The 17,094-nt window shown below is 61.4% G+C and carries 18 protein-coding genes; 8 read left to right on the forward strand and 10 right to left on the reverse strand.

What is annotated here, in order from left to right:
• Positions 1-3: 3 nt before the first annotated feature.
• The 6 genes from ispF to rpoS all read left to right on the forward strand — a co-directional run bounded on the left by ispF (position 4) and on the right by rpoS (position 5,103).
• Entirely contained in the window at positions 4-477 is a 474-nt protein-coding gene (gene ispF, locus JOE32_RS23520) for a 2-C-methyl-D-erythritol 2,4-cyclodiphosphate synthase (RefSeq protein ID WP_209989580.1), read from the forward strand.
• Positions 474-1,532 carry a tRNA pseudouridine(13) synthase TruD gene (truD, locus tag JOE32_RS23525; RefSeq protein WP_209989582.1) on the forward strand — a complete coding sequence of 353 codons (1,059 nt, stop codon included), beginning with the start codon at positions 474-476 and terminating at the stop codon, positions 1,530-1,532. The genes ispF and truD overlap by 4 nt, the downstream gene beginning before the upstream one ends.
• A complete protein-coding gene (surE, locus tag JOE32_RS23530) occupies positions 1,520-2,269 on the forward strand; it encodes a 5'/3'-nucleotidase SurE (RefSeq protein ID WP_057007803.1) in 750 nt (249 codons plus the stop codon). Before truD ends, surE begins: the two co-directional genes overlap by 13 nt.
• Positions 2,270-2,310: 41 nt before the next feature.
• Positions 2,311-2,946, forward strand: coding sequence for a protein-L-isoaspartate(D-aspartate) O-methyltransferase (locus tag JOE32_RS23535; protein WP_173670290.1), 636 nt, complete (start codon positions 2,311-2,313; stop codon positions 2,944-2,946).
• 210 nt (positions 2,947-3,156) lie between these two features.
• Positions 3,157-3,993, forward strand: coding sequence for a peptidoglycan DD-metalloendopeptidase family protein (locus JOE32_RS23540; RefSeq protein WP_209989587.1), 837 nt, complete (start codon positions 3,157-3,159; stop codon positions 3,991-3,993).
• Positions 3,994-4,098: 105 nt separating this feature from the next.
• Positions 4,099-5,103: an RNA polymerase sigma factor RpoS gene (rpoS, locus tag JOE32_RS23545; protein ID WP_209989590.1), complete on the forward strand. Its 1,005-nt coding sequence runs from the start codon at positions 4,099-4,101 to the stop codon at positions 5,101-5,103.
• Between the two features lie 200 nt (positions 5,104-5,303).
• On the opposite strand, the gene JOE32_RS23550 is transcribed toward rpoS, so the two are convergent.
• The gene (locus JOE32_RS23550; RefSeq protein ID WP_002554837.1) at positions 5,304-5,513 is read right to left on the reverse strand and encodes a cold-shock protein; all 210 of its coding nucleotides are present in this window, start codon (positions 5,511-5,513) and stop codon (positions 5,304-5,306) included.
• A 389-nt stretch (positions 5,514-5,902) separates the two neighbouring features.
• Here JOE32_RS23550 and dcd point away from each other — a divergent pair, with 389 nt between their 5' ends.
• The gene (dcd, locus tag JOE32_RS23555) at positions 5,903-6,469 is read left to right on the forward strand and encodes a dCTP deaminase (RefSeq protein ID WP_003231181.1); all 567 of its coding nucleotides are present in this window, start codon (positions 5,903-5,905) and stop codon (positions 6,467-6,469) included.
• Between the two features lie 107 nt (positions 6,470-6,576).
• The gene (locus JOE32_RS23560; protein ID WP_003231179.1) at positions 6,577-6,774 is read left to right on the forward strand and encodes a hypothetical protein; all 198 of its coding nucleotides are present in this window, start codon (positions 6,577-6,579) and stop codon (positions 6,772-6,774) included.
• A gap of 23 nt (positions 6,775-6,797) precedes the next feature.
• On the opposite strand, the gene pdeM is transcribed toward JOE32_RS23560, so the two are convergent.
• The 9 genes from pdeM to JOE32_RS23605 all read right to left on the reverse strand — a co-directional run bounded on the left by pdeM (position 6,798) and on the right by JOE32_RS23605 (position 17,046).
• The gene (gene pdeM, locus JOE32_RS23565) at positions 6,798-7,448 is read right to left on the reverse strand and encodes a ligase-associated DNA damage response endonuclease PdeM (RefSeq protein WP_209989593.1); all 651 of its coding nucleotides are present in this window, start codon (positions 7,446-7,448) and stop codon (positions 6,798-6,800) included.
• Positions 7,448-9,928: a ligase-associated DNA damage response DEXH box helicase gene (locus tag JOE32_RS23570; RefSeq protein ID WP_209989596.1), complete on the reverse strand. Its 2,481-nt coding sequence runs from the start codon at positions 9,926-9,928 to the stop codon at positions 7,448-7,450. Before JOE32_RS23570 ends, pdeM begins: the two co-directional genes overlap by 1 nt.
• A gap of 57 nt (positions 9,929-9,985) precedes the next feature.
• The gene (locus JOE32_RS23575; protein WP_209989600.1) at positions 9,986-10,750 is read right to left on the reverse strand and encodes an ATP-binding cassette domain-containing protein; all 765 of its coding nucleotides are present in this window, start codon (positions 10,748-10,750) and stop codon (positions 9,986-9,988) included.
• 13 nt (positions 10,751-10,763) lie between these two features.
• Complete coding sequence (locus JOE32_RS23580) at positions 10,764-11,882, reverse strand: succinylglutamate desuccinylase/aspartoacylase family protein (protein WP_209989603.1); 1,119 nt, start codon at positions 11,880-11,882, stop codon at positions 10,764-10,766.
• A 9-nt stretch (positions 11,883-11,891) separates the two neighbouring features.
• Positions 11,892-12,602 (reverse strand): ABC transporter permease, encoded by a 711-nt coding sequence (locus JOE32_RS23585; protein ID WP_057007810.1) that lies wholly within the window; start codon positions 12,600-12,602, stop codon positions 11,892-11,894.
• Positions 12,599-13,327 carry an ABC transporter permease gene (locus JOE32_RS23590; RefSeq protein WP_209989606.1) on the reverse strand — a complete coding sequence of 243 codons (729 nt, stop codon included), beginning with the start codon at positions 13,325-13,327 and terminating at the stop codon, positions 12,599-12,601. Before JOE32_RS23590 ends, JOE32_RS23585 begins: the two co-directional genes overlap by 4 nt.
• Before the next feature lie 58 nt (positions 13,328-13,385).
• The gene (locus JOE32_RS23595; protein ID WP_003231167.1) at positions 13,386-14,165 is read right to left on the reverse strand and encodes a transporter substrate-binding domain-containing protein; all 780 of its coding nucleotides are present in this window, start codon (positions 14,163-14,165) and stop codon (positions 13,386-13,388) included.
• A gap of 245 nt (positions 14,166-14,410) precedes the next feature.
• A complete protein-coding gene (locus JOE32_RS23600; protein ID WP_209989609.1) occupies positions 14,411-16,045 on the reverse strand; it encodes an ATP-dependent DNA ligase in 1,635 nt (544 codons plus the stop codon).
• Complete coding sequence (locus JOE32_RS23605) at positions 16,042-17,046, reverse strand: ligase-associated DNA damage response exonuclease (RefSeq protein ID WP_057007813.1); 1,005 nt, start codon at positions 17,044-17,046, stop codon at positions 16,042-16,044. The genes JOE32_RS23600 and JOE32_RS23605 overlap by 4 nt, the downstream gene beginning before the upstream one ends.
• Positions 17,047-17,094 lie beyond the last annotated feature (48 nt).

The following is a 17,094-nucleotide window of genomic DNA, read 5'->3' on the forward strand; positions in this document are numbered from 1 at the left end:
TTTATGCGTATTGGCCACGGCTACGATGTGCACCGTTTCGCCGAAGGCGAGTTCATCACCCTGGGCGGCGTGCGCATTGCACATCACCACGGGTTGCTGGCCCATTCCGACGGCGATGTTGTATTGCATGCCTTGAGCGATGCCTTGCTCGGCGCGGCGGCACTGGGCGATATCGGCAAGCACTTTCCGGACACCGACCCGACGTTCAAGGGCGCGGACAGTCGTGTGTTGCTGCGCCATGTGGTCGGACTCATCCACGCCAGGGGCTGGAAGGTCGGCAACGTCGATAACACCATCGTGGCCCAGGCTCCGAAAATGGCGCCCCATATCGAATCGATGCGCGCGCTGATCGCCGCCGACCTGCAAATAGAACTGGATCAAGTGAACGTGAAAGCCACCACCACCGAAAAGCTCGGGTTTACCGGTCGTGAAGAGGGCATTGCGGTGCACTCTGTCGCCTTGTTGCTGCGCGCATGAATGAACTGCAATTGCTGGGCCCGCGGGCTTATGGCGAGGCGCTGGGCAGCGCGGTCCTGAAGGCGACCGCCGAGGACTTCCAGGTCGATGAGGTGCTGGACATTCCACTGAGTGGCGACGGCGAACACCTGTGGTTGTGGGTGGAAAAACGCGGCCTTAATACCGAAGAGGCGGCCCGGCGCATCGCCAAGGCGGCGGGTGTGCCGCTGCGCACGGTCAGTTACGCCGGGCTCAAGGATCGCCAGGCGTTGACCCGCCAATGGTTCAGCGTGCAGCTGCCCGGCAAGGCCGACCCGGACATGAGCGGTGCGCAAGACGACACCCTCAGGATCCTGGAAATGAAACGCCACAAGCGCAAATTGCAGCGCGGTGCTCATTCGGCCAATGGCTTTACCCTGCGCCTGACGCAACTGGCCGGTGATACCGCCGCCATCGACGCGCGCCTGCAACTGATTGCCCAGCACGGTATTCCCAATTATTTCGGCACGCAGCGCTTTGGTCATAACGGCGGCAACGTCGTGGATGCCCGCGAATGGGCTGCGCGCAAAGCCTTGCCGGAGCAGCGCGCGGTGCGTTCGCGGTTGCTCTCCACTGCGCGCAGTTTCCTCTTCAATAAAGTGCTGGCCGCCCGCGTGGCGGACGGTTCCTGGCAGCGTGCACAGGTCGGCGACCTGCTGGCATTTACCGACAGCCGCAGTTTTTTCCCGGCGGGGGAGGCTGAATGCAACGACCCGCGCCTGGCGATCCTGGACCTGCACCCCACCGGCCCACAATGGGGCGAGGGCGACTCTCCGGCGAAAGGTCTTACCTTTGCGCTGGAGCAATCTGTCGCCGCCGTCGAAGCTGACCTGCGTGATTGGCTGGTGAATGCCGGAATGAGCCAGGAACGTCGCATTCTGCGGCTGCCCATTGGCGGGTTGACGTGGCATTATCCCCGGCCTGACATTCTGCAATTGGAATTCGTCCTGCCGGCCGGATGCTTCGCCACTGTCTTGGTGCGCGAGCTTGTTGATCTGGTGCCGGTGGGGCAGACGGACAGCCCATGCGTATTCTGATATCAAACGATGACGGTGCCACCGCACCCGGCCTCGCCGCGCTTCATGCTGCGCTGGCGGATTACGCCGAGTGCGTGGTGGTTGCCCCCGACCAGGACAAAAGTGGTGCCAGCTGTTCGCTGACACTTGACCGTCCGCTGCACCCGCACGTCCTCGCCAATGGTTTCATCAGCGTGAACGGTACGCCCACCGATTGCGTGCACCTGGCGATCAACAGCCTGCTGCAGCCGCAGCCGGACCTGATCGTGTCGGGCATCAACCTCGGCGCCAACCTGGGTGATGACGTGCTGTATTCCGGCACTGTCGGCGCGGCGCTTGAAGGGCGTTTCCTCGGGCGAACCTCGTTCGCGTTCTCTCTGGCGTCGCGCCAGCTGGACAACCTGCCCACGGCCGCCCATTTCGCGCGCAAGCTGGTCGAGGCGCATGCTTCCCTCGATTTGCCGCCGCGCACAGTGCTCAACGTCAATATTCCCAACTTGCCCCTCGACCATATCCGCGGTATCCGGCTCACGCGTCTGGGCCATCGGGCCCGCGCAGCGGCACCGCTGAAGGTGGTTGATCCGCGTGGCAAGGAAGGCTACTGGATTGCCGCAGCCGGCGATGCCGAAGACGGTGGCGAAGGCACGGACTTTCATGCGGTGATGCAAGGTTATGTTTCGATTACCCCGTTGCAATTTGATCGCACCTTCAGTGATGCCTTCAGTCGTCTCGATGGCTGGCTGGAGGGGCTGCGCTGATGGCTCGTGAACAGGACGACCTGCTGCGTCGCGGCATCGGGATGACCTCCCAGCGCACCCGCGAGCGTTTGATCCAGCGCCTGTATGAAGAGGGCCTGTCAAACGCCCAAGTGCTGGAAGTGATTCGGCGCACGCCTCGCCATCTGTTTGTCGATGAAGCCCTGGCGCATCGCGCCTACGAAGACACCGCGTTGCCGATCGGCCATAACCAGACCATTTCCCAGCCTTACATGGTTGCGCGCATGAGCGAGCTGTTGCTGGCGGCGGGCCCACTGGACAAAGTGCTGGAGATCGGCACCGGTTCGGGCTACCAGACTGCCGTGCTGTCGCAGTTGGTGGAGCGGGTGTTCTCGGTGGAGCGCATCAAGGTGTTGCAGGACCGTGCCAAGGAGCGCCTGGTTGAGTTGAACCTGCGCAACGTGGTGTTTCGCTGGGGCGATGGCTGGGAAGGCTGGCCAGCATTGGCGCCGTATAACGGCATTATCGTTACGGCTGTGGCCACGGATGTCCCGCAGGCATTGCTTGATCAACTGGCCCCCGGTGGACGCCTGGTGATCCCGGTGGGGGCTGGTGAAGTGCAGCAATTGATGCTGATTATCCGTGAGGACGACGGCTTCTCCCGACATGTGCTTGGGGCGGTACGCTTCGTGCCGTTGCTCAATGGGCCGCTGGCCTGATCATTTATGGGCGGGCAGTGAATTCCGTTGCGTGGGATGTGTCTTACAGCGGGGTCTATCGAATCACGATGATCAAGCGTTGGTGGTCAACACGATGAGTCTTTCGTTTGCGCCGTGTACCGGTAAAAAGCCAATGCCCAGTTATACTTGCGGCATCTTTCAAGCCTGATACAGGCATTCATGTTCAGCCACCATTAAAGGGAGCGGCGGGTGAGTCTCACAGGTCTTGCGCAGCGTATGAGTAAAACTAGCTTTCAGCGACTGGTGCTTGGCCTTGTCTTGAGTTCGTTACTGGCAGCCTGCTCCAGCACGCCAAGCGGCGGCGCACGGGTCGTTGACCGTACCAAGGCGGTGCCGCAGAAACCTACGGTCACCACCGGGCAATATGTGGTGCGCAAGGGCGATACGATGTTCTCGATCGCCTTTCGTTATGGTTGGGACTACAAGGCACTCGCAGCTCGCAACAATATTCCCGTGCCCTATACCATCCATCCGGGACAGACGATTCGCTTCGACGGCCGTAGCGGTTCCGCGCCCGTGTCCGTGGTGACAAGCAGCGGCTCTTCGTCATCCTCCTCAAGCAAGACCACTATTACCACTCGGCCTGCCGGCACCGCGGCACCGACTGTCGCAAACAGGCCCGCACCCGCGCCGCTGCCCCCTGCGGGCCCTGCGCCGAAGGGCTGGGGATGGCCTTCAAACGGCGTGTTAATTGGAAAATTCTCTTCAAACGGCAGTTTGAATAAAGGCATTGATATCGCCGGGGATTTGGGACAGCCTGTTTTAGCTGCGTCTGATGGGACAGTGGTTTACGCCGGGAGTGGTTTACGGGGCTACGGCGAGCTGGTCATCATCAAGCACAGTGACACCTACGTCAGTGCTTACGGTCACAACCGCAGGCTGTTGGTTCGGGAGGGGCAGCAGGTCAAGGTCGGACAGACGATTGCTGAAATGGGGTCAACGGGGACAGACCGGGTGAAACTGCATTTTGAGATTCGCCGTCAAGGGAAGCCCGTCGATCCGCTGCAATTCCTACCCCGTCGTTGATGTGTTACCAGCCTGTTCCCTCACGTAGAAGGAGCAGGCTCCAGCGTTGCCAAGGATAAAGGCGCCGCTTGAGCTTGAGGTCGAACTCACCAAAGGACTATAACAATGGCTCTCAGTAAAGAAGCGCCGGAGTTGGACATCGACGATGAGGTTCTCCTTATGGAGACCGATATCGCTATGGAATCGATGTCGAATGAGGGACCTGCAACACCTTCAGTTCGTACCAAATCCAAGAACGCTTCCGCATTAAAGCAACACAAATACATTGACTACACGCGGGCGCTTGATGCGACGCAGCTGTACCTCAATGAAATCGGTTTTTCCCCTCTGTTGACCCCCGAAGAAGAAGTCCATTTTGCGCGGTTGTCGCAAAAGGGTGATCCGGCCGGGCGCAAACGCATGATTGAAAGCAACCTGCGGCTGGTGGTGAAAATCGCCCGACGTTATGTCAATCGTGGGCTGTCCTTGCTGGACCTGATCGAGGAGGGCAACCTCGGCCTGATTCGCGCGGTGGAAAAGTTCGACCCTGAGCGAGGCTTTCGGTTTTCCACCTATGCCACCTGGTGGATCCGCCAGACCATCGAACGGGCGATCATGAATCAGACCCGTACAATTCGTCTGCCGATCCATGTGGTCAAAGAGCTCAACGTCTACCTGCGGGCGGCACGTGAGCTGACACAAAAACTCGATCATGAACCTTCGCCCGAAGAAATCGCCAACCTGCTGGAGAAGCCAGTCGCGGAGGTCAAGCGCATGCTGGGCCTTAACGAGCGGGTGTCTTCGGTCGATGTCTCGCTGGGGCCGGACTCGGATAAAACTCTGCTGGACACCCTGACCGATGATCGTCCGACAGACCCCTGCGAGCTGTTGCAGGATGATGACCTTTCGCAAAGCATTGACCAGTGGCTGTCCGAGCTTACGGACAAGCAGCGCGAGGTGGTGATTCGCCGCTTTGGCCTGCGTGGCCATGAGAGCAGCACCCTGGAAGACGTAGGCCTGGAGATCGGCCTGACGCGCGAGCGGGTGCGGCAGATCCAGGTGGAGGGTCTCAAGCGCTTGCGCGAGATCCTGGAGAAGAATGGCTTGTCGAGCGAGTCGTTGTTCCAGTAGTAACGCAGTACAAAATGTGGGAGGGAGCTTGCTCCCGATTGCAGTGAAACAGTCACCGATTGTAGCGACTGTGCCACCGCTATCGGGAGCAAGCCCCCTCCCATTTTTGTGCGCGGCATTCCATGGCGCAAAGGCCAAATTCCGGGCATAAAAAAACCCCGCTTTTAAGGGCGGGGTCTTTTCGACTGAGTCAGTACAAGTTAGATAACTTGAACTTCTTCAGCTTGCATGCCTTTCTGACCGCGGGTAGCGATGAAAGAAACCTGTTGGCCTTCTTTCAGGCTTTTGAAGCCGTCGGATTGGATAGCTTTGAAGTGAACGAACAGGTCGTCACCGGATTGTGGAGTGATGAAGCCGAAGCCTTTTTCATCGTTGAACCACTTAACGGTACCAGTTTGGCGATTAGACATGGTGTAACTCCTTGAACAAAGTTAACTGCGACTCAGGAAAAGCCCTGGCCGAGACTGAGTGCAAAGAGCAGGAAAAATTCTTGGAGATGGTTGGATCGAAATTCAACATATCGTGTAGAGATTCTCAGTGACACAAGCAACACAGTGACGCCACCTTAACCGTTTTTCCGGGACGTGCCAATGGTATTTCCACAGGTTTCTATAAATTCGTGACTGACGGCGGTATTTACAGCGCGCTCTTGCGGCAGTCAGAGCCCGCCCCCGCTGGCTGTGGCCTGCAGCCACGCGCGCAGCCGCGAAGAAATGCCCCGCGCCCTTTGAACCCCATCGCCGGCCCCGGTAAGATGCCCCACAGCCTTTTTTCTACCTCGCTATTCAGGACACCCGCCATGAGCATCAAATCGGACAAGTGGATTCGCCGCATGGCGCAAGAGCACGGCATGATCGAACCCTTCGTCGAGCGCCAGATCCGTGGCGAAGGCAATGACCGCGTGATCTCGTACGGTGTTTCCAGCTACGGCTACGACGTGCGTTGCGCCGACGAATTCAAGGTGTTCACCAACATCAATTCGGCCACTGTCGACCCAAAGAACTTCGACGAAAAGAGCTTCGTCGATATCAAGAGCGACGTGTGCATCATCCCGCCCAACTCTTTCGCGCTGGCGCGTACCGTGGAGTTCTTCCGTATCCCCCGCGATGTGTTGACCATCTGCCTGGGCAAAAGCACCTACGCGCGTTGCGGCATTATCGTCAACGTGACGCCGCTTGAGCCGGAGTGGGAAGGCCATGTGACCCTGGAGTTCTCCAACACCACCACGCTGCCGGCGAAAATCTACGCAAATGAAGGTGTCGCGCAGATGCTGTTCCTGCAGTCCGATGAAGCCTGTGAAGTGTCCTACAAGGACCGTGGCGGCAAGTACCAGGGCCAGCGTGGCGTCACTCTCCCACGCGCTTGATCGAAAGGTCTTACACGTTAAGGGAATTAGTCTGCAAGAAGTGACTCTATTGGGTGTACTGCCTCGGTGCGTGTAAAGCGCGCCGAGCCACGCTTGAGGAGTACCTTATGAAGATTGACCCGCGAATCAGCGCTGAACTTGCCCGGCTTGAACCCAACCAGATTGGTGTTTTAGCCTGGTCCCTGATGGCCAACCCTGCTCACGCGGGTGGCATTCCCGGCCAACCTGAACCGGATTATCCCCAGCCGACCGAGCCAGGCGAGCCCGTCCTCCCGGATGAGCCACCGCCCGCACCGGTCGCCTGATAGATGCGCGGCCAGTCAGTGCCTCACTGAACGGGCCATACCTCGTGATCGCCGATCACAAACAGTCGGCAATCAACGTCCTGCTCAACCGCATAGCCGCCAGTAAATGCGCCGAAGGCCGGCAGCAGGCTGACCTGCGTGCCTATCAGAAAGCACGGCAGGCGCAGGCTTTGCCGGCCCTTGCCGCGCAATCGATACACCGGATGCACATGCCCCGCCAGCACGTGGTGGCTGGGGTGGGCGTCCGGTTCGTGTTGCAGAGCGAAGGGGCCCATCAGAAGCGGTTCGGTGACCACCTCAATACGTAGATCGGCAGGTGGATCGCCTGCACGTTTATCGTGATTGCCGCGAATCAGCGTCATGGCCAGATCAGGCGTGCGATCACGCCAGGCCCTTAAGGTGCCCAGTGTTCCGCTGGCGTGGGAGCCGGGGCCATGCAGAAAATCACCCAGAAAGATCACCTGTTCGCAGGCAAACCCGCTTAGCACACGGTCAAGCCTGTGCAGATTGGCCGTGGTGGTCCCTTGCGGCACCGGTTGCCCGAGGCTGCGGTAGGCCGATGCCTTGCCAAAATGCGCGTCGGCAATCAGCAGCGTACGGCGGGCGGGCCAGTACACGGCCTTGTCCGCCAGCAGCCAGAGCTCTTCCCCCTCAAGCGTGACTGAGCAATACATCAACGTTTCCCGTTATCCGCGACTTTTTCCAGGTCCTTGACCATCCGCGCAATGCGCTCCGACAGTTTTTCAGAGCTCATGCTCTCGCGCATCCGTTCCACCAGCAGCGGAAAGGCCAGCGGGGTAGGCCGCTCAATCATATGCAGGTCGCGTTTGAGCGATGACAGATGCAGCAACGTTTCTTCCAGCCGTCGAATATCCAACTCATCACGCAGGACTTCTTCCCCGGCCTGGGTCAGCAGCAGGTTGTGCGGATCGTATTGCTTGAACACCTCGAAAAACAAACCACTGGAGGCCTGCACCTGCCGGGTACTCTTCGGCGCTCCCGGGTATCCGGCAAACACCAGCCCGGCAATCCGCGCGATCTCGCGAAAGCGGCGCAGCGCCAGTTCCCCTGCATTCAGGCTTGCGGCGACGTCCGCCAGCAGATGCTCCGGGCTCAGCAGGGCCTCGTTCAATAGACGTGGCCAGTGCACCTCGGTGGCGCTCAGCAGCTCCAGCCCGTAATCGTTCACCGCAATCGAAAACGTCACCGGCTGTTGCTGGCTGACCCGCCATGCCAGCAGGCTTGCCAGTCCCAGGTGCACCTGACGGCCGGCGAAAGGGTAGAGAAACAGATGCCAGCCCTCGCGCGACTTCAGCGCTTCGGCCAGCAGGTGATCGTGGGTGGGCAGGCCCGACCAGCGCAATTGCGTTTGCAGCAACGGTTGCACCGCTTGCATCTCCGGGCCGTCGAAGCGCCCATGCGCCGCCGCGTCAAAGCGTTCGACCACCGCCTGCGCCAGCTCGTTGGAAAGCGGCATGCGCCCGCCATTCCAGCGCGGCACGGCGGCTTTTTTCGCGGTGCTGCGGCGTACGTAGGCGGTCATGTTCTCCACGCGCACCAGTTCCAGCAAGCGGCCGGCAAACAGAAACCCGTCCCCCGGCTTGAGCCGCGCAATAAAACCTTCCTCGACACTGCCCAGATTCTTGCCGCCGCCGCCCTTGCTCCAGTATTTGAGATGGATACTCGCATCGCTGACGATAGTGCCCACGCTCATGCGATGACGCCGCGCCAGGCGCGCATCGGGCACGCGCCAGATGCCATGTTCGTCCGGTTCCACGCGGCGGTAATCCGGGTAGGCGGTCAGCGACAGGCCGCCGTGGCGCACAAAGCCCAGCGCCCAGGCCCAGTCCTCCTCCGTGAGTTCGCGGTACGCCCAGGCAGCGCGAACTTCGGCCAGCAAGGCATCTGGCGTAAAGCCGCCGCCCAAGGCCATGCTCACCAGGTGTTGTACGAGTACATCCAACGGCTTGTGGGGCGATTCCCGCGCCTCGATGCGCCGTTCGGCGATTGCATCCTGCGCCGCCGCGGCCTCGACCAGCTCCAGGCTATGGGTCGGTACCAGCGTCACCCGTGACGGCCGCCCCGGCGCATGGCCGGAGCGCCCGGCGCGTTGCATCAGGCGCGCCACGCCTTTGGCCGAGCCGATCTGCAGCACGCGCTCCACCGGTAAAAAGTCCACGCCCAGGTCCAGGCTCGACGTACACACCACGGCCTTGAGCTGCCCGTCTTTTAAGGCGCGCTCCACCCAGTCACGGGTTTCCCGCGACAGTGAGCCGTGGTGCAGGGCGATCAAACCGGCCCAGTCCGGCCGCGCGTCCAGCAAGGCCTGGTACCAGATCTCCGATTGCGCACGGGTATTGGTGAACACCAGGCAACTGCTGCTCGAGTCCACTTCGGCCACCACTTGCGGCAGCATTTTCAAGCCAATATGCCCGGCCCATGGGAAACGTTCGGTGACGGGCGGCAACAGCGTGTCAATGATCAATTGCTTGGCAGTCTGCCCCTGCACATTGATCCCATCGCCCTGTGGGACCAAAACCTCCAGCGCGTGGGCCTGATTGCCCAGGGTCGCGGAAATGCCCCACACCATCAACTCAGGGTGCCAGCGCCGCAAACGGGCCAACGCCAATTGCAGCTGCACGCCGCGCTTGTTGCCGATCAATTCATGCCATTCATCCACGATCACCATGCGCAGGTGCCCCAGGCTGGCCTCGCTGTCAGCGCGGGCGAGCATCAGGGTCAGGCTTTCCGGGGTGGTGACCAGCGCAGTGGGCTGGCGGCGGGTCTGGCGGGCGCGTTCGCTGTTGCTGGTATCGCCGGTGCGCAGGCCGACGCTCCAGGGGATCTGCAACTCAGCAAGCGGTGCTTCGAGGGCGCGGGCGGTGTCGGCGGCCAGCGCACGCATGGGGGTGATCCACAGCACGCTCAATGGTTCGGCCGGCGGCTTGCGTTTACCGGTGGCCGGCGGACGGGTGATGGCCAGGCGGTTGAGCGCGGCAAACCACAAGGCGTAGGTCTTGCCGGCCCCGGTGCTGGCGTGCAACAGGCCGGACCGGCCCTGCTTGACCGCCGCCCACACGTCTTTCTGAAACGCGAAGGGCTTCCAACCCTTGGCGGCGAACCATTGCCTGGCGAAGTCGTGGGGTTTTGCCATGCGGCAGCTGACGTCCTGAAGGGTCTATTCCACAGACCCTTCGCGCGGCATAAAGGTTTACTTCAAGTTGCCACTCAAAAATTGCTGCAGACGCTCGCTCTGCGGATTGCCCAGCACCGCGTCCGGCGTGCCTTCCTCTTCCACTCGTCCCTGATGCAGGAACAGCACCTGGCTCGATACCTTGCGCGCAAAACTCATCTCGTGGGTCACCATGATCATGGTGCGGCCTTCCTCGGCCAGGCCCTGGATCACCTTGAGCACTTCGCCCACCAGTTCGGGGTCGAGGGCCGAGGTGGGTTCGTCGAACAGCATCACTTCCGGCTCCATGGCCAGGGCGCGGGCGATGGCCACCCGCTGTTGCTGGCCGCCGGAGAGGAAGGCCGGGTATTGATCGGCCACCCGCGCCGGCAGGCCGACCTTGTCCAGGTAGCGGCGGGCACGCTCTTCGGCGTCCTTTTTGCTGCAACCCAGCACCCGGCGCGGGGCCATGGTGATGTTTTCCAGCACGCTCATGTGGCTCCACAGGTTGAAGTGCTGGAATACCATCGCCAGCCGCGTGCGCAGGCGCTGCAACTCGGCATCGTCGGCCACGCGCATGCCGTGGCGGTCACTGACCATGCGGATCGCCTTGCCATCCAGGGTCATGGCGCCGTCGTCGGGGGTTTCCAGAAAGTTAATGCAGCGCAAAAACGTGCTCTTGCCCGAGCCGCTGGCGCCGATCAGGCTGATCACGTCACCGGTATTGGCCTTGAGCGTGACGCCTTTGAGCACTTGATTGTCGCCATAGCTTTTATGCAGGCCTTCAACGGTCAGTTTGTACATGGGGCGTGCATCCTCAAGGCGAAAGTAGATAGCCGCTGCGGTAGGCCTGTGCGCCTGCGACATGGCCGATAACCATCCCGGCAGTGGCCATGCGGCGCAGCGAACGGGCGTAAAGCAGGCCTGCGTGCCGGCAGTGCACGGGCGTTACGCGGTCGGTAATGGGGTCGATGATCTCGGCGATCCGTTGCCCGGCGTGCAGGTATTCCCCCGGCAGGGCGCTGTACACCAGCAAGCCGCCCACTGGCGTGGCCACCGGTTCCACGCCCGCCAGCGGGGTGGCCGGGTAGGGCAGGTCGGGCAGCGGCGGCGCCTGGCCGGCAATTGCGCCGAAGTGAATCAGGTAGTCGATGATCGCCTGGCAGTCGAGGCTGGCCAGGCCGTGGTTGACGTCACCCTGGCCGCGCAGCTCGACGGTGACCGCAAAACTGCCCATGGGCAGCGGAAAGCGCTCGCCGAAGCGTTGCTGCAACTGCCACCACACCAGCGTGAAACACTCGTCGAAGGACTGCCCGCCCGAGTCGGTGGCCAGCAGGTTGGCTTCGCTGCCGATATAGCGTGCCAACGGCTCCACCTGCGGCCAGGCCGCGGGCGTGGTGTACAGGTGCGCCACGGCTTCGAAATCGCAATGCAGGTCCAGCACCATGTCGGCATCGCAGGCCAGGCGTTGCAGCACCAAACGTTGGGACTGCAACTGGGTGTCGGCGGTTTGCTCGGCCAGGGCGCCTGACAGCGCGGTGCGCACCCGCTCCACATTGCGCCGGGGATCGTCGTCCAGCAGCGCCTCCACCTGGTCGCCGACCTGCGCACTGAGGTCGACAAAATGGCGATTGAAGTTCTGCCCGCTTTCCAGCTCGTAGCGTCCCAGCGGGGTGTCCATCAACACTTGTTCCAGGCCGGCCGGATTGGCGATGGGCACCAGCACGATTTCGCTGCGCAGGCGCCCGGCTGCCGCCAGCTCGGCCAGGCGCTGTTTCAGATGCCAGGCCACCAGCATGCCCGGCAGCTCATCAGCGTGCAGCGACGACTGGATGTAGATTTTGCCGACGGCCTGTTCCGGGCCGAAGTGAAAACTGTGAATCTGCCGCGCCGTGCCGGGCACCGGCGCGATCAGATCATGTACCTGATGACGCATGAACACTCCTTAGCGGCTCGGCCCGAGGAAGGCCAGCCAACGACGCTCCGCCAGTCGAAACAGACCGACCAGGGCGAAGGTCACCGTCAGATAGATCAGCGCGGCGATGCCGAACGATTGAAAGGTCATGTAAGTGGCCGAGTTGGCGTCCCGTGCGACTTTGAGAATGTCTGGCACCGTTGCGGTAAACGCCACGGTGGTCGAGTGCAGCATCAAAATCACTTCGTTGCTGTAGTAAGGCAGCGAACGGCGCAGGGCCGACGGCATGATCACATAGGCATACAGCTTCCAGCCGCTGAGGCCGTAAGCCTTGGCCGCCTCCACTTCACCGTGGGCCATGCTGCGAATGGCGCCGGCGAAAATCTCGGTGGTGTACGCGCAGGTGTTGAGGGCGAAGGCGAGGATGGTGCAGTTCATCGCATCGCGAAAGAACGCCCCCAGCAGCGGCTGCTCGCGTACCGCTGCGATGCTGTAGATACCGGTGTAGCAGATCAGCAACTGGATATAGAGCGGCGTGCCACGAAACAGATAGGTGTAGAACTGCACCGGCCAGCGCACCCGGCGTTTGGGCGACACCCGCGCGATGGACAGCGGGATCGACACGATAAACCCGATGACCAGCGCCGCGCTCAGCAGCCACAGGGTCATGGCCAGCCCGGTGATGTGCTGGCCGTCGCTATAAAGGAAGGGACGCCAGTATTCCTGCAGGAGCTCGATCATCGCACTGCCTCCCGTAAGCCTGCCGAGTAGCGCCGTTCAAGCCGGCGCAGGACGAAATTGGACGCGCTGGTGATCAGCAGGTAGATCAACGCGGCGATGACCAGAAAATAGAACAGTTGATACGTGCTCTTGCCGGCATCCTGGGCGGCCTTGACCAGGTCGGCCAGGCCGATGATCGACACCAGCGCCGTGGCCTTGAGCATCACCATCCAGTTATTGCCGATGCCCGGCAGGGCAAAACGCATCATCTGCGGGAAGGTCACGTAGCGAAAGCGTTGCCCGCGCTTGAGCCCGTAGGCGGTCGCGGCTTCCAGTTGGCCACGGGGCACGGCGAGGATCGCGCCGCGAAACGTCTCGGTGAAGTACGCACCGTAGATAAAGCCCAGGGTGATGACCCCGGCGCTGAATGGGTCGATCTCGATGTAGTCCCATTCCATGAAGTCGGTAAAACCGGTCAGCCAGATTTGCAGGCTGTAGAAAATCAGCAGCATCAGCACCAGGTCGGGCACGCCGCGAATCAGGGTGGTGTAAAGCTGGGCAGGAATGCGCAGCAGGCGCAGGCTGGACAATTTGGCACTGGCACCGAGCAGGCCCAGCAGGACGCTGACGGCCAGGGATGCGACCGACAACTTGATGGTCATCCACGTACCTTGCAGCAACAGCGGGCCGAACCCTTTCAAGCTGAAGGCACTCAGCCCCAGGGTGTTCAGAAGATCTTCAAACATGAATTCAGGACCTATGGCGATAAAAAAGCGCCCACCGCAAGCGATGGGCGCCAGCGTGTTATTTACCGCTGTACAGGTTCAGGTCGCCGAAGTGTTTCTTCTGGATGGTGGCGTAGGTGCCATCATCGTGTAACGCTTTGATACCTTTATCGAGCAGGGCCTTGAGGTCTTTGTTACCTTTTTTGATACCGATCGCGGTTTTCGACGGCAGCAATGGGTCGTCGATGGCGGCGCTGACTTCGTAACCGGCGCCGGCCGGCGACTTCAGAAAGCCCAGTTCGGCTTGCAGCATGTCCTGCACCGAAGCATCCAGACGACCGGAGGTCAGGTCGGCGTACACCTGGTCCTGGTTGGCGTAGGCCTTGGTGGTCACACCGGCCTTATCCAGTACGGCCTTGGCGTAGGCTTCCTGGATGGTGCCCTGCTCGTAGCCCACGGATTTGCCCTTGAGGGACTCCGGCGTAGAGAACCCTGCGCCTTTCTTGAACACCAGGGAGGTTGGGCCCGAGAACAGCTCATTGGAGAAGTCGATCGCCTTTTCACGGGCTGCAGTCACGGTCATCGACGAAATCACGCCATCGAACTTGTTGGCGTTGAGGCCCGGGATCATGCCGTCAAAATCGCTTTCGACCCATTTGCACTTGACCTTCAGTTCCGCGCAGATCGCGTTGCCCAGGTCGATATCAAAGCCCACCAGGCTGCCATCGGCGGCCTTGGATTCAAACGGCGCGTAAGAAGGATCCACACCAAAACGCAATTCCTTGTATTCCTTGGCCGTGGCTACACCGGCGGCCATGCACAGGGCCAGTGCAGAAAGGGTCAGCAATGCTTTTTTCATTAGGTAATCCCTGGAAACCAAGATAAGCGCTTGTGGCGCGTTTAGGACTGTTACTGAACGGTGTCAGACGGCTCTCAAGTAGCAATTTCTGCACCATAGTTCCGAATGAGCGTTTTAAAAGGCAAGGCGAGGGCGTTGGGAGTGTAGGCGATGCCCAAAAATGGGCATCGAAAATACCGTGCACTCATTCGGACCATTAACGAGCATCAAATTGTGGGAGGGGCTTGCTCCCACAGGGATTTGTATCAGGCGAGGAGGTCCTGCAGGGTGGCCAGGTTATCGGCTTCCTCCACCGCCTTGTCCTGGCGCCAGCGCAGCATCCGTGGAAATCTCACCGCAATCCCGCTCTTGTGCCGCTTGGACAGGGCAATACCTTCAAATCCCAGCTCGAACACCATGCTCGGCGTCACGCTGCTGACCGGGCCGAATTTTTCCACGGTGGTCTTGCGCACGATGGCGTCGACCTTGCGCATTTCTTCGTCGGTCAGTCCCGAATAGGCCTTGGCAAACGGCACCAGCGTGCGCTCGGTGCCGGGCGGCCCGTCCCACACGGCGAAGGTGTAGTCGCTGTACAGACTGGCGCGGCGGCCGTGGCCGCGTTGGGCGTAGATCAAAACGGCATCGACGCTGAACGGATCGACTTTCCACTTCCACCACAGGCCCATGTCCTTGGTGCGGCCAACGCCGTAGAGGCCTTTGCGATCCTTGAGCATCATGCCTTCCACGCCAAGACTGCGCGAAGCTTCACGCTGTTCGGCCAGTGCTTCCCAGGTATCGGCCTGCAACAACGGCGAGGGCAGCAGCACGGGCTGGTCGCACGCGCGGATGACCTGTTCGAGTTGCGCGCGGCGTTCGGCCTGGACATGGTTGCGCCAGTCTTCGCCCTGATATTCCAGCAGGTCGTAGGCGAGTACCGCGACCGGGGCATCCTCCAGGACTTTTTTGCTCAACGTCTTGCGACCAATGCGCTGCTGCAGCAGGGCAAAGGGTTGCACAGCGTCTTTCCACACCACAATCTCGCCGTCGATCACCGTGCCGTCCGGCAGGCCGCTGACCAGGCTGTGCAGCTCGGGAAAGCGCTCGGTCACCAGTTCCTCACCTCGCGACCAGATCCACAAACGGCCTTCGCGCTTGACCAGTTGTGCGCGGATGCCGTCCCACTTCCATTCCACTTGCCAGTCATTCGGCGAGCCGAGCAGCGTGTCGAATTGCTCGACCGGCTGCGACAGACCATGGGCCAGAAAAAACGGATAGGGCTGCCCGCCGCGTTGTGCGTGTTCGTCGGATGATTCAGGCGCAATCAGCTTGAGGTAGCCTTCGGCCGTAGGACGATTGGACAAATCGGTGTAGCCCACCAGCCGCTGCGCCACGCGCTTGCTGTCCAGATCGGCCATGGCGGCAAGGGCACGGGTGACCAGTAGCTTGGACACGCCGACGCGAAAGCTGCCGGTGATCAGCTTGATGCACACCATCAGGCTGGGCTGGTCCAGCTGTGTCCACAGCGCGGGCAGGCGTTCGGCCAGGTCCATTGGCGACAGGCCGCGCAGGGGCAACAGTTTTTCTTCCAGCCAAACGGCCAGGCCATCCTGCGAGGTGTAGGTGGATTCGGGCAACAGCAGGGAAATGGTCTCGGCCAGGTCCCCGACCGATTGGTAGCTCTCTTCGAACAGCCAGGCTTCGATGCCTGACGCTTGCGTGGCCATGTCCCTTAAAAGGCGCGTCGGCACCAGTTGCCGGGGTCGGCCACCGGATAAAAAGTACACCGCCCAGGCGGCATCCTCTGGCGGCGCCTGCAGGAAGTAGGCTTGCAATGCAGCCAGCTTGGCATTGCTGGAGGTGGTGGCGTCGAGGTTGGCGTACAGCTCGGCGAAGGCCTTCATGCGGTGGCCTCTTCTTCGTCGTCACCGTATTCGGTGGTGAAGCCCTGGGCATCCAGGCCTTTTTCCCGCAGGTGGCGCACCAATACACCCACCGAGCCGTGGGTGACCATCACCCGTTCGGCGCCGGTTTGTTCGATGGCCCACAGCAAGCCCGGCCAATCGGCGTGGTCGGACAGCACAAACCCCCGGTCCACCCCGCGCCGCCGCCGTGTGCCGCGCAGGCGCATCCAGCCGCTGGCGAAGGCGTCGCTGTAGTCGCCAAAGCGCTTGATCCAGCTGCTGCCGCCAGCCGATGGCGGAGCAATGATCAGCGCCTTGCGCAACAGCGGGTCGGTTTTTTTGAAGTCACCTGCGTAAAGGGTTTCGGGAATGTAAATGCCGGCCTCGCGGTACACCCGGTTCAAGGGCTCGACGGCGCCATGGCTGAGGATCGGGCCGATGCTCGCGTCAATGCCGTGCAGAATGCGCTGGGCCTTGCCGAAGGAATAACAGAACAGCACGCTGGCCTTGCCGGCGGCGACGTTGGCCTGCCACCAGTCGTTGATGCCGGCGAAGATCTGCGCCTGGGGCTGCCAGCGGTAGATCGGCAGGCCGAAGGTGGATTCGGTGATGAACGTGTGGCAGCGCACCGGTTCGAACGGCGCGCAGGTGCCGTCGGGTTCTACCTTGTAATCGCCGGATGCGACCCAGACTTCACCCTGGTATTCGAGGCGCACCTGGGCCGAGCCGAGTACGTGCCCGGCCGGATGAAAACTCAGGGTGACGCCGTGGTGCACCAGCCGTTCGCCGTAGGCCAGGGTTTGCAGGTTGATGTCCTGGCCCAGGCGCGAGCGCAGAATGCCTTCGCCGGGCGCCGCAGCCAGGTAATGCTGGTTGCCGGTGCGGGCGTGGTCGCCATGGGCATGGGTGATGACGGAACGTTCCACCGGGCGCCAGGGGTCGATGTAGAAATCTCCGGCGGGGCAGTAGAGGCCTTCGGGGCGGGCGATGACAAGGTCCATGGGGTGACCGGGGAGGTGGGCTTGTCTATTTTGAGGCGGGGGCGCGCG

This window comes from Pseudomonas sp. PvP025, from assembly GCF_017832155.1.
Taxonomy (GTDB): Bacteria; Pseudomonadota; Gammaproteobacteria; order Pseudomonadales; family Pseudomonadaceae; genus Aquipseudomonas.

Excerpts from the sequence above, each read along its gene's own strand:
- JOE32_RS23560 (WP_003231179.1), top strand. The coding sequence starts at position 6,577 with ATGAAGATTGACCCGCGAATCAGCGCTGAACTTGCCCGGCTTGAACCC.
- JOE32_RS23605 (WP_057007813.1), bottom strand. The coding sequence starts at position 17,046 with ATGGACCTTGTCATCGCCCGCCCCGAAGGCCTCTACTGCCCCGCCGGA.
- rpoS (WP_209989590.1), top strand. The coding sequence starts at position 4,099 with ATGGCTCTCAGTAAAGAAGCGCCGGAGTTGGACATCGACGATGAGGTT.
- JOE32_RS23580 (WP_209989603.1), bottom strand. The coding sequence starts at position 11,882 with ATGCGTCATCAGGTACATGATCTGATCGCGCCGGTGCCCGGCACGGCG.
- truD (WP_209989582.1), top strand. The coding sequence starts at position 474 with ATGAATGAACTGCAATTGCTGGGCCCGCGGGCTTATGGCGAGGCGCTG.
- JOE32_RS23575 (WP_209989600.1), bottom strand. The coding sequence starts at position 10,750 with ATGTACAAACTGACCGTTGAAGGCCTGCATAAAAGCTATGGCGACAAT.
- JOE32_RS23535 (WP_173670290.1), top strand. The coding sequence starts at position 2,311 with ATGACCTCCCAGCGCACCCGCGAGCGTTTGATCCAGCGCCTGTATGAA.
- ispF (WP_209989580.1), top strand. The coding sequence starts at position 4 with ATGCGTATTGGCCACGGCTACGATGTGCACCGTTTCGCCGAAGGCGAG.
- pdeM (WP_209989593.1), bottom strand. The coding sequence starts at position 7,448 with ATGTATTGCTCAGTCACGCTTGAGGGGGAAGAGCTCTGGCTGCTGGCG.
- JOE32_RS23550 (WP_002554837.1), bottom strand. The coding sequence starts at position 5,513 with ATGTCTAATCGCCAAACTGGTACCGTTAAGTGGTTCAACGATGAAAAA.
- surE (WP_057007803.1), top strand. The coding sequence starts at position 1,520 with ATGCGTATTCTGATATCAAACGATGACGGTGCCACCGCACCCGGCCTC.
- JOE32_RS23590 (WP_209989606.1), bottom strand. The coding sequence starts at position 13,327 with ATGTTTGAAGATCTTCTGAACACCCTGGGGCTGAGTGCCTTCAGCTTG.
- JOE32_RS23600 (WP_209989609.1), bottom strand. The coding sequence starts at position 16,045 with ATGAAGGCCTTCGCCGAGCTGTACGCCAACCTCGACGCCACCACCTCC.
- JOE32_RS23585 (WP_057007810.1), bottom strand. The coding sequence starts at position 12,602 with ATGATCGAGCTCCTGCAGGAATACTGGCGTCCCTTCCTTTATAGCGAC.
- JOE32_RS23595 (WP_003231167.1), bottom strand. The coding sequence starts at position 14,165 with ATGAAAAAAGCATTGCTGACCCTTTCTGCACTGGCCCTGTGCATGGCC.
- dcd (WP_003231181.1), top strand. The coding sequence starts at position 5,903 with ATGAGCATCAAATCGGACAAGTGGATTCGCCGCATGGCGCAAGAGCAC.
- JOE32_RS23570 (WP_209989596.1), bottom strand. The coding sequence starts at position 9,928 with ATGGCAAAACCCCACGACTTCGCCAGGCAATGGTTCGCCGCCAAGGGT.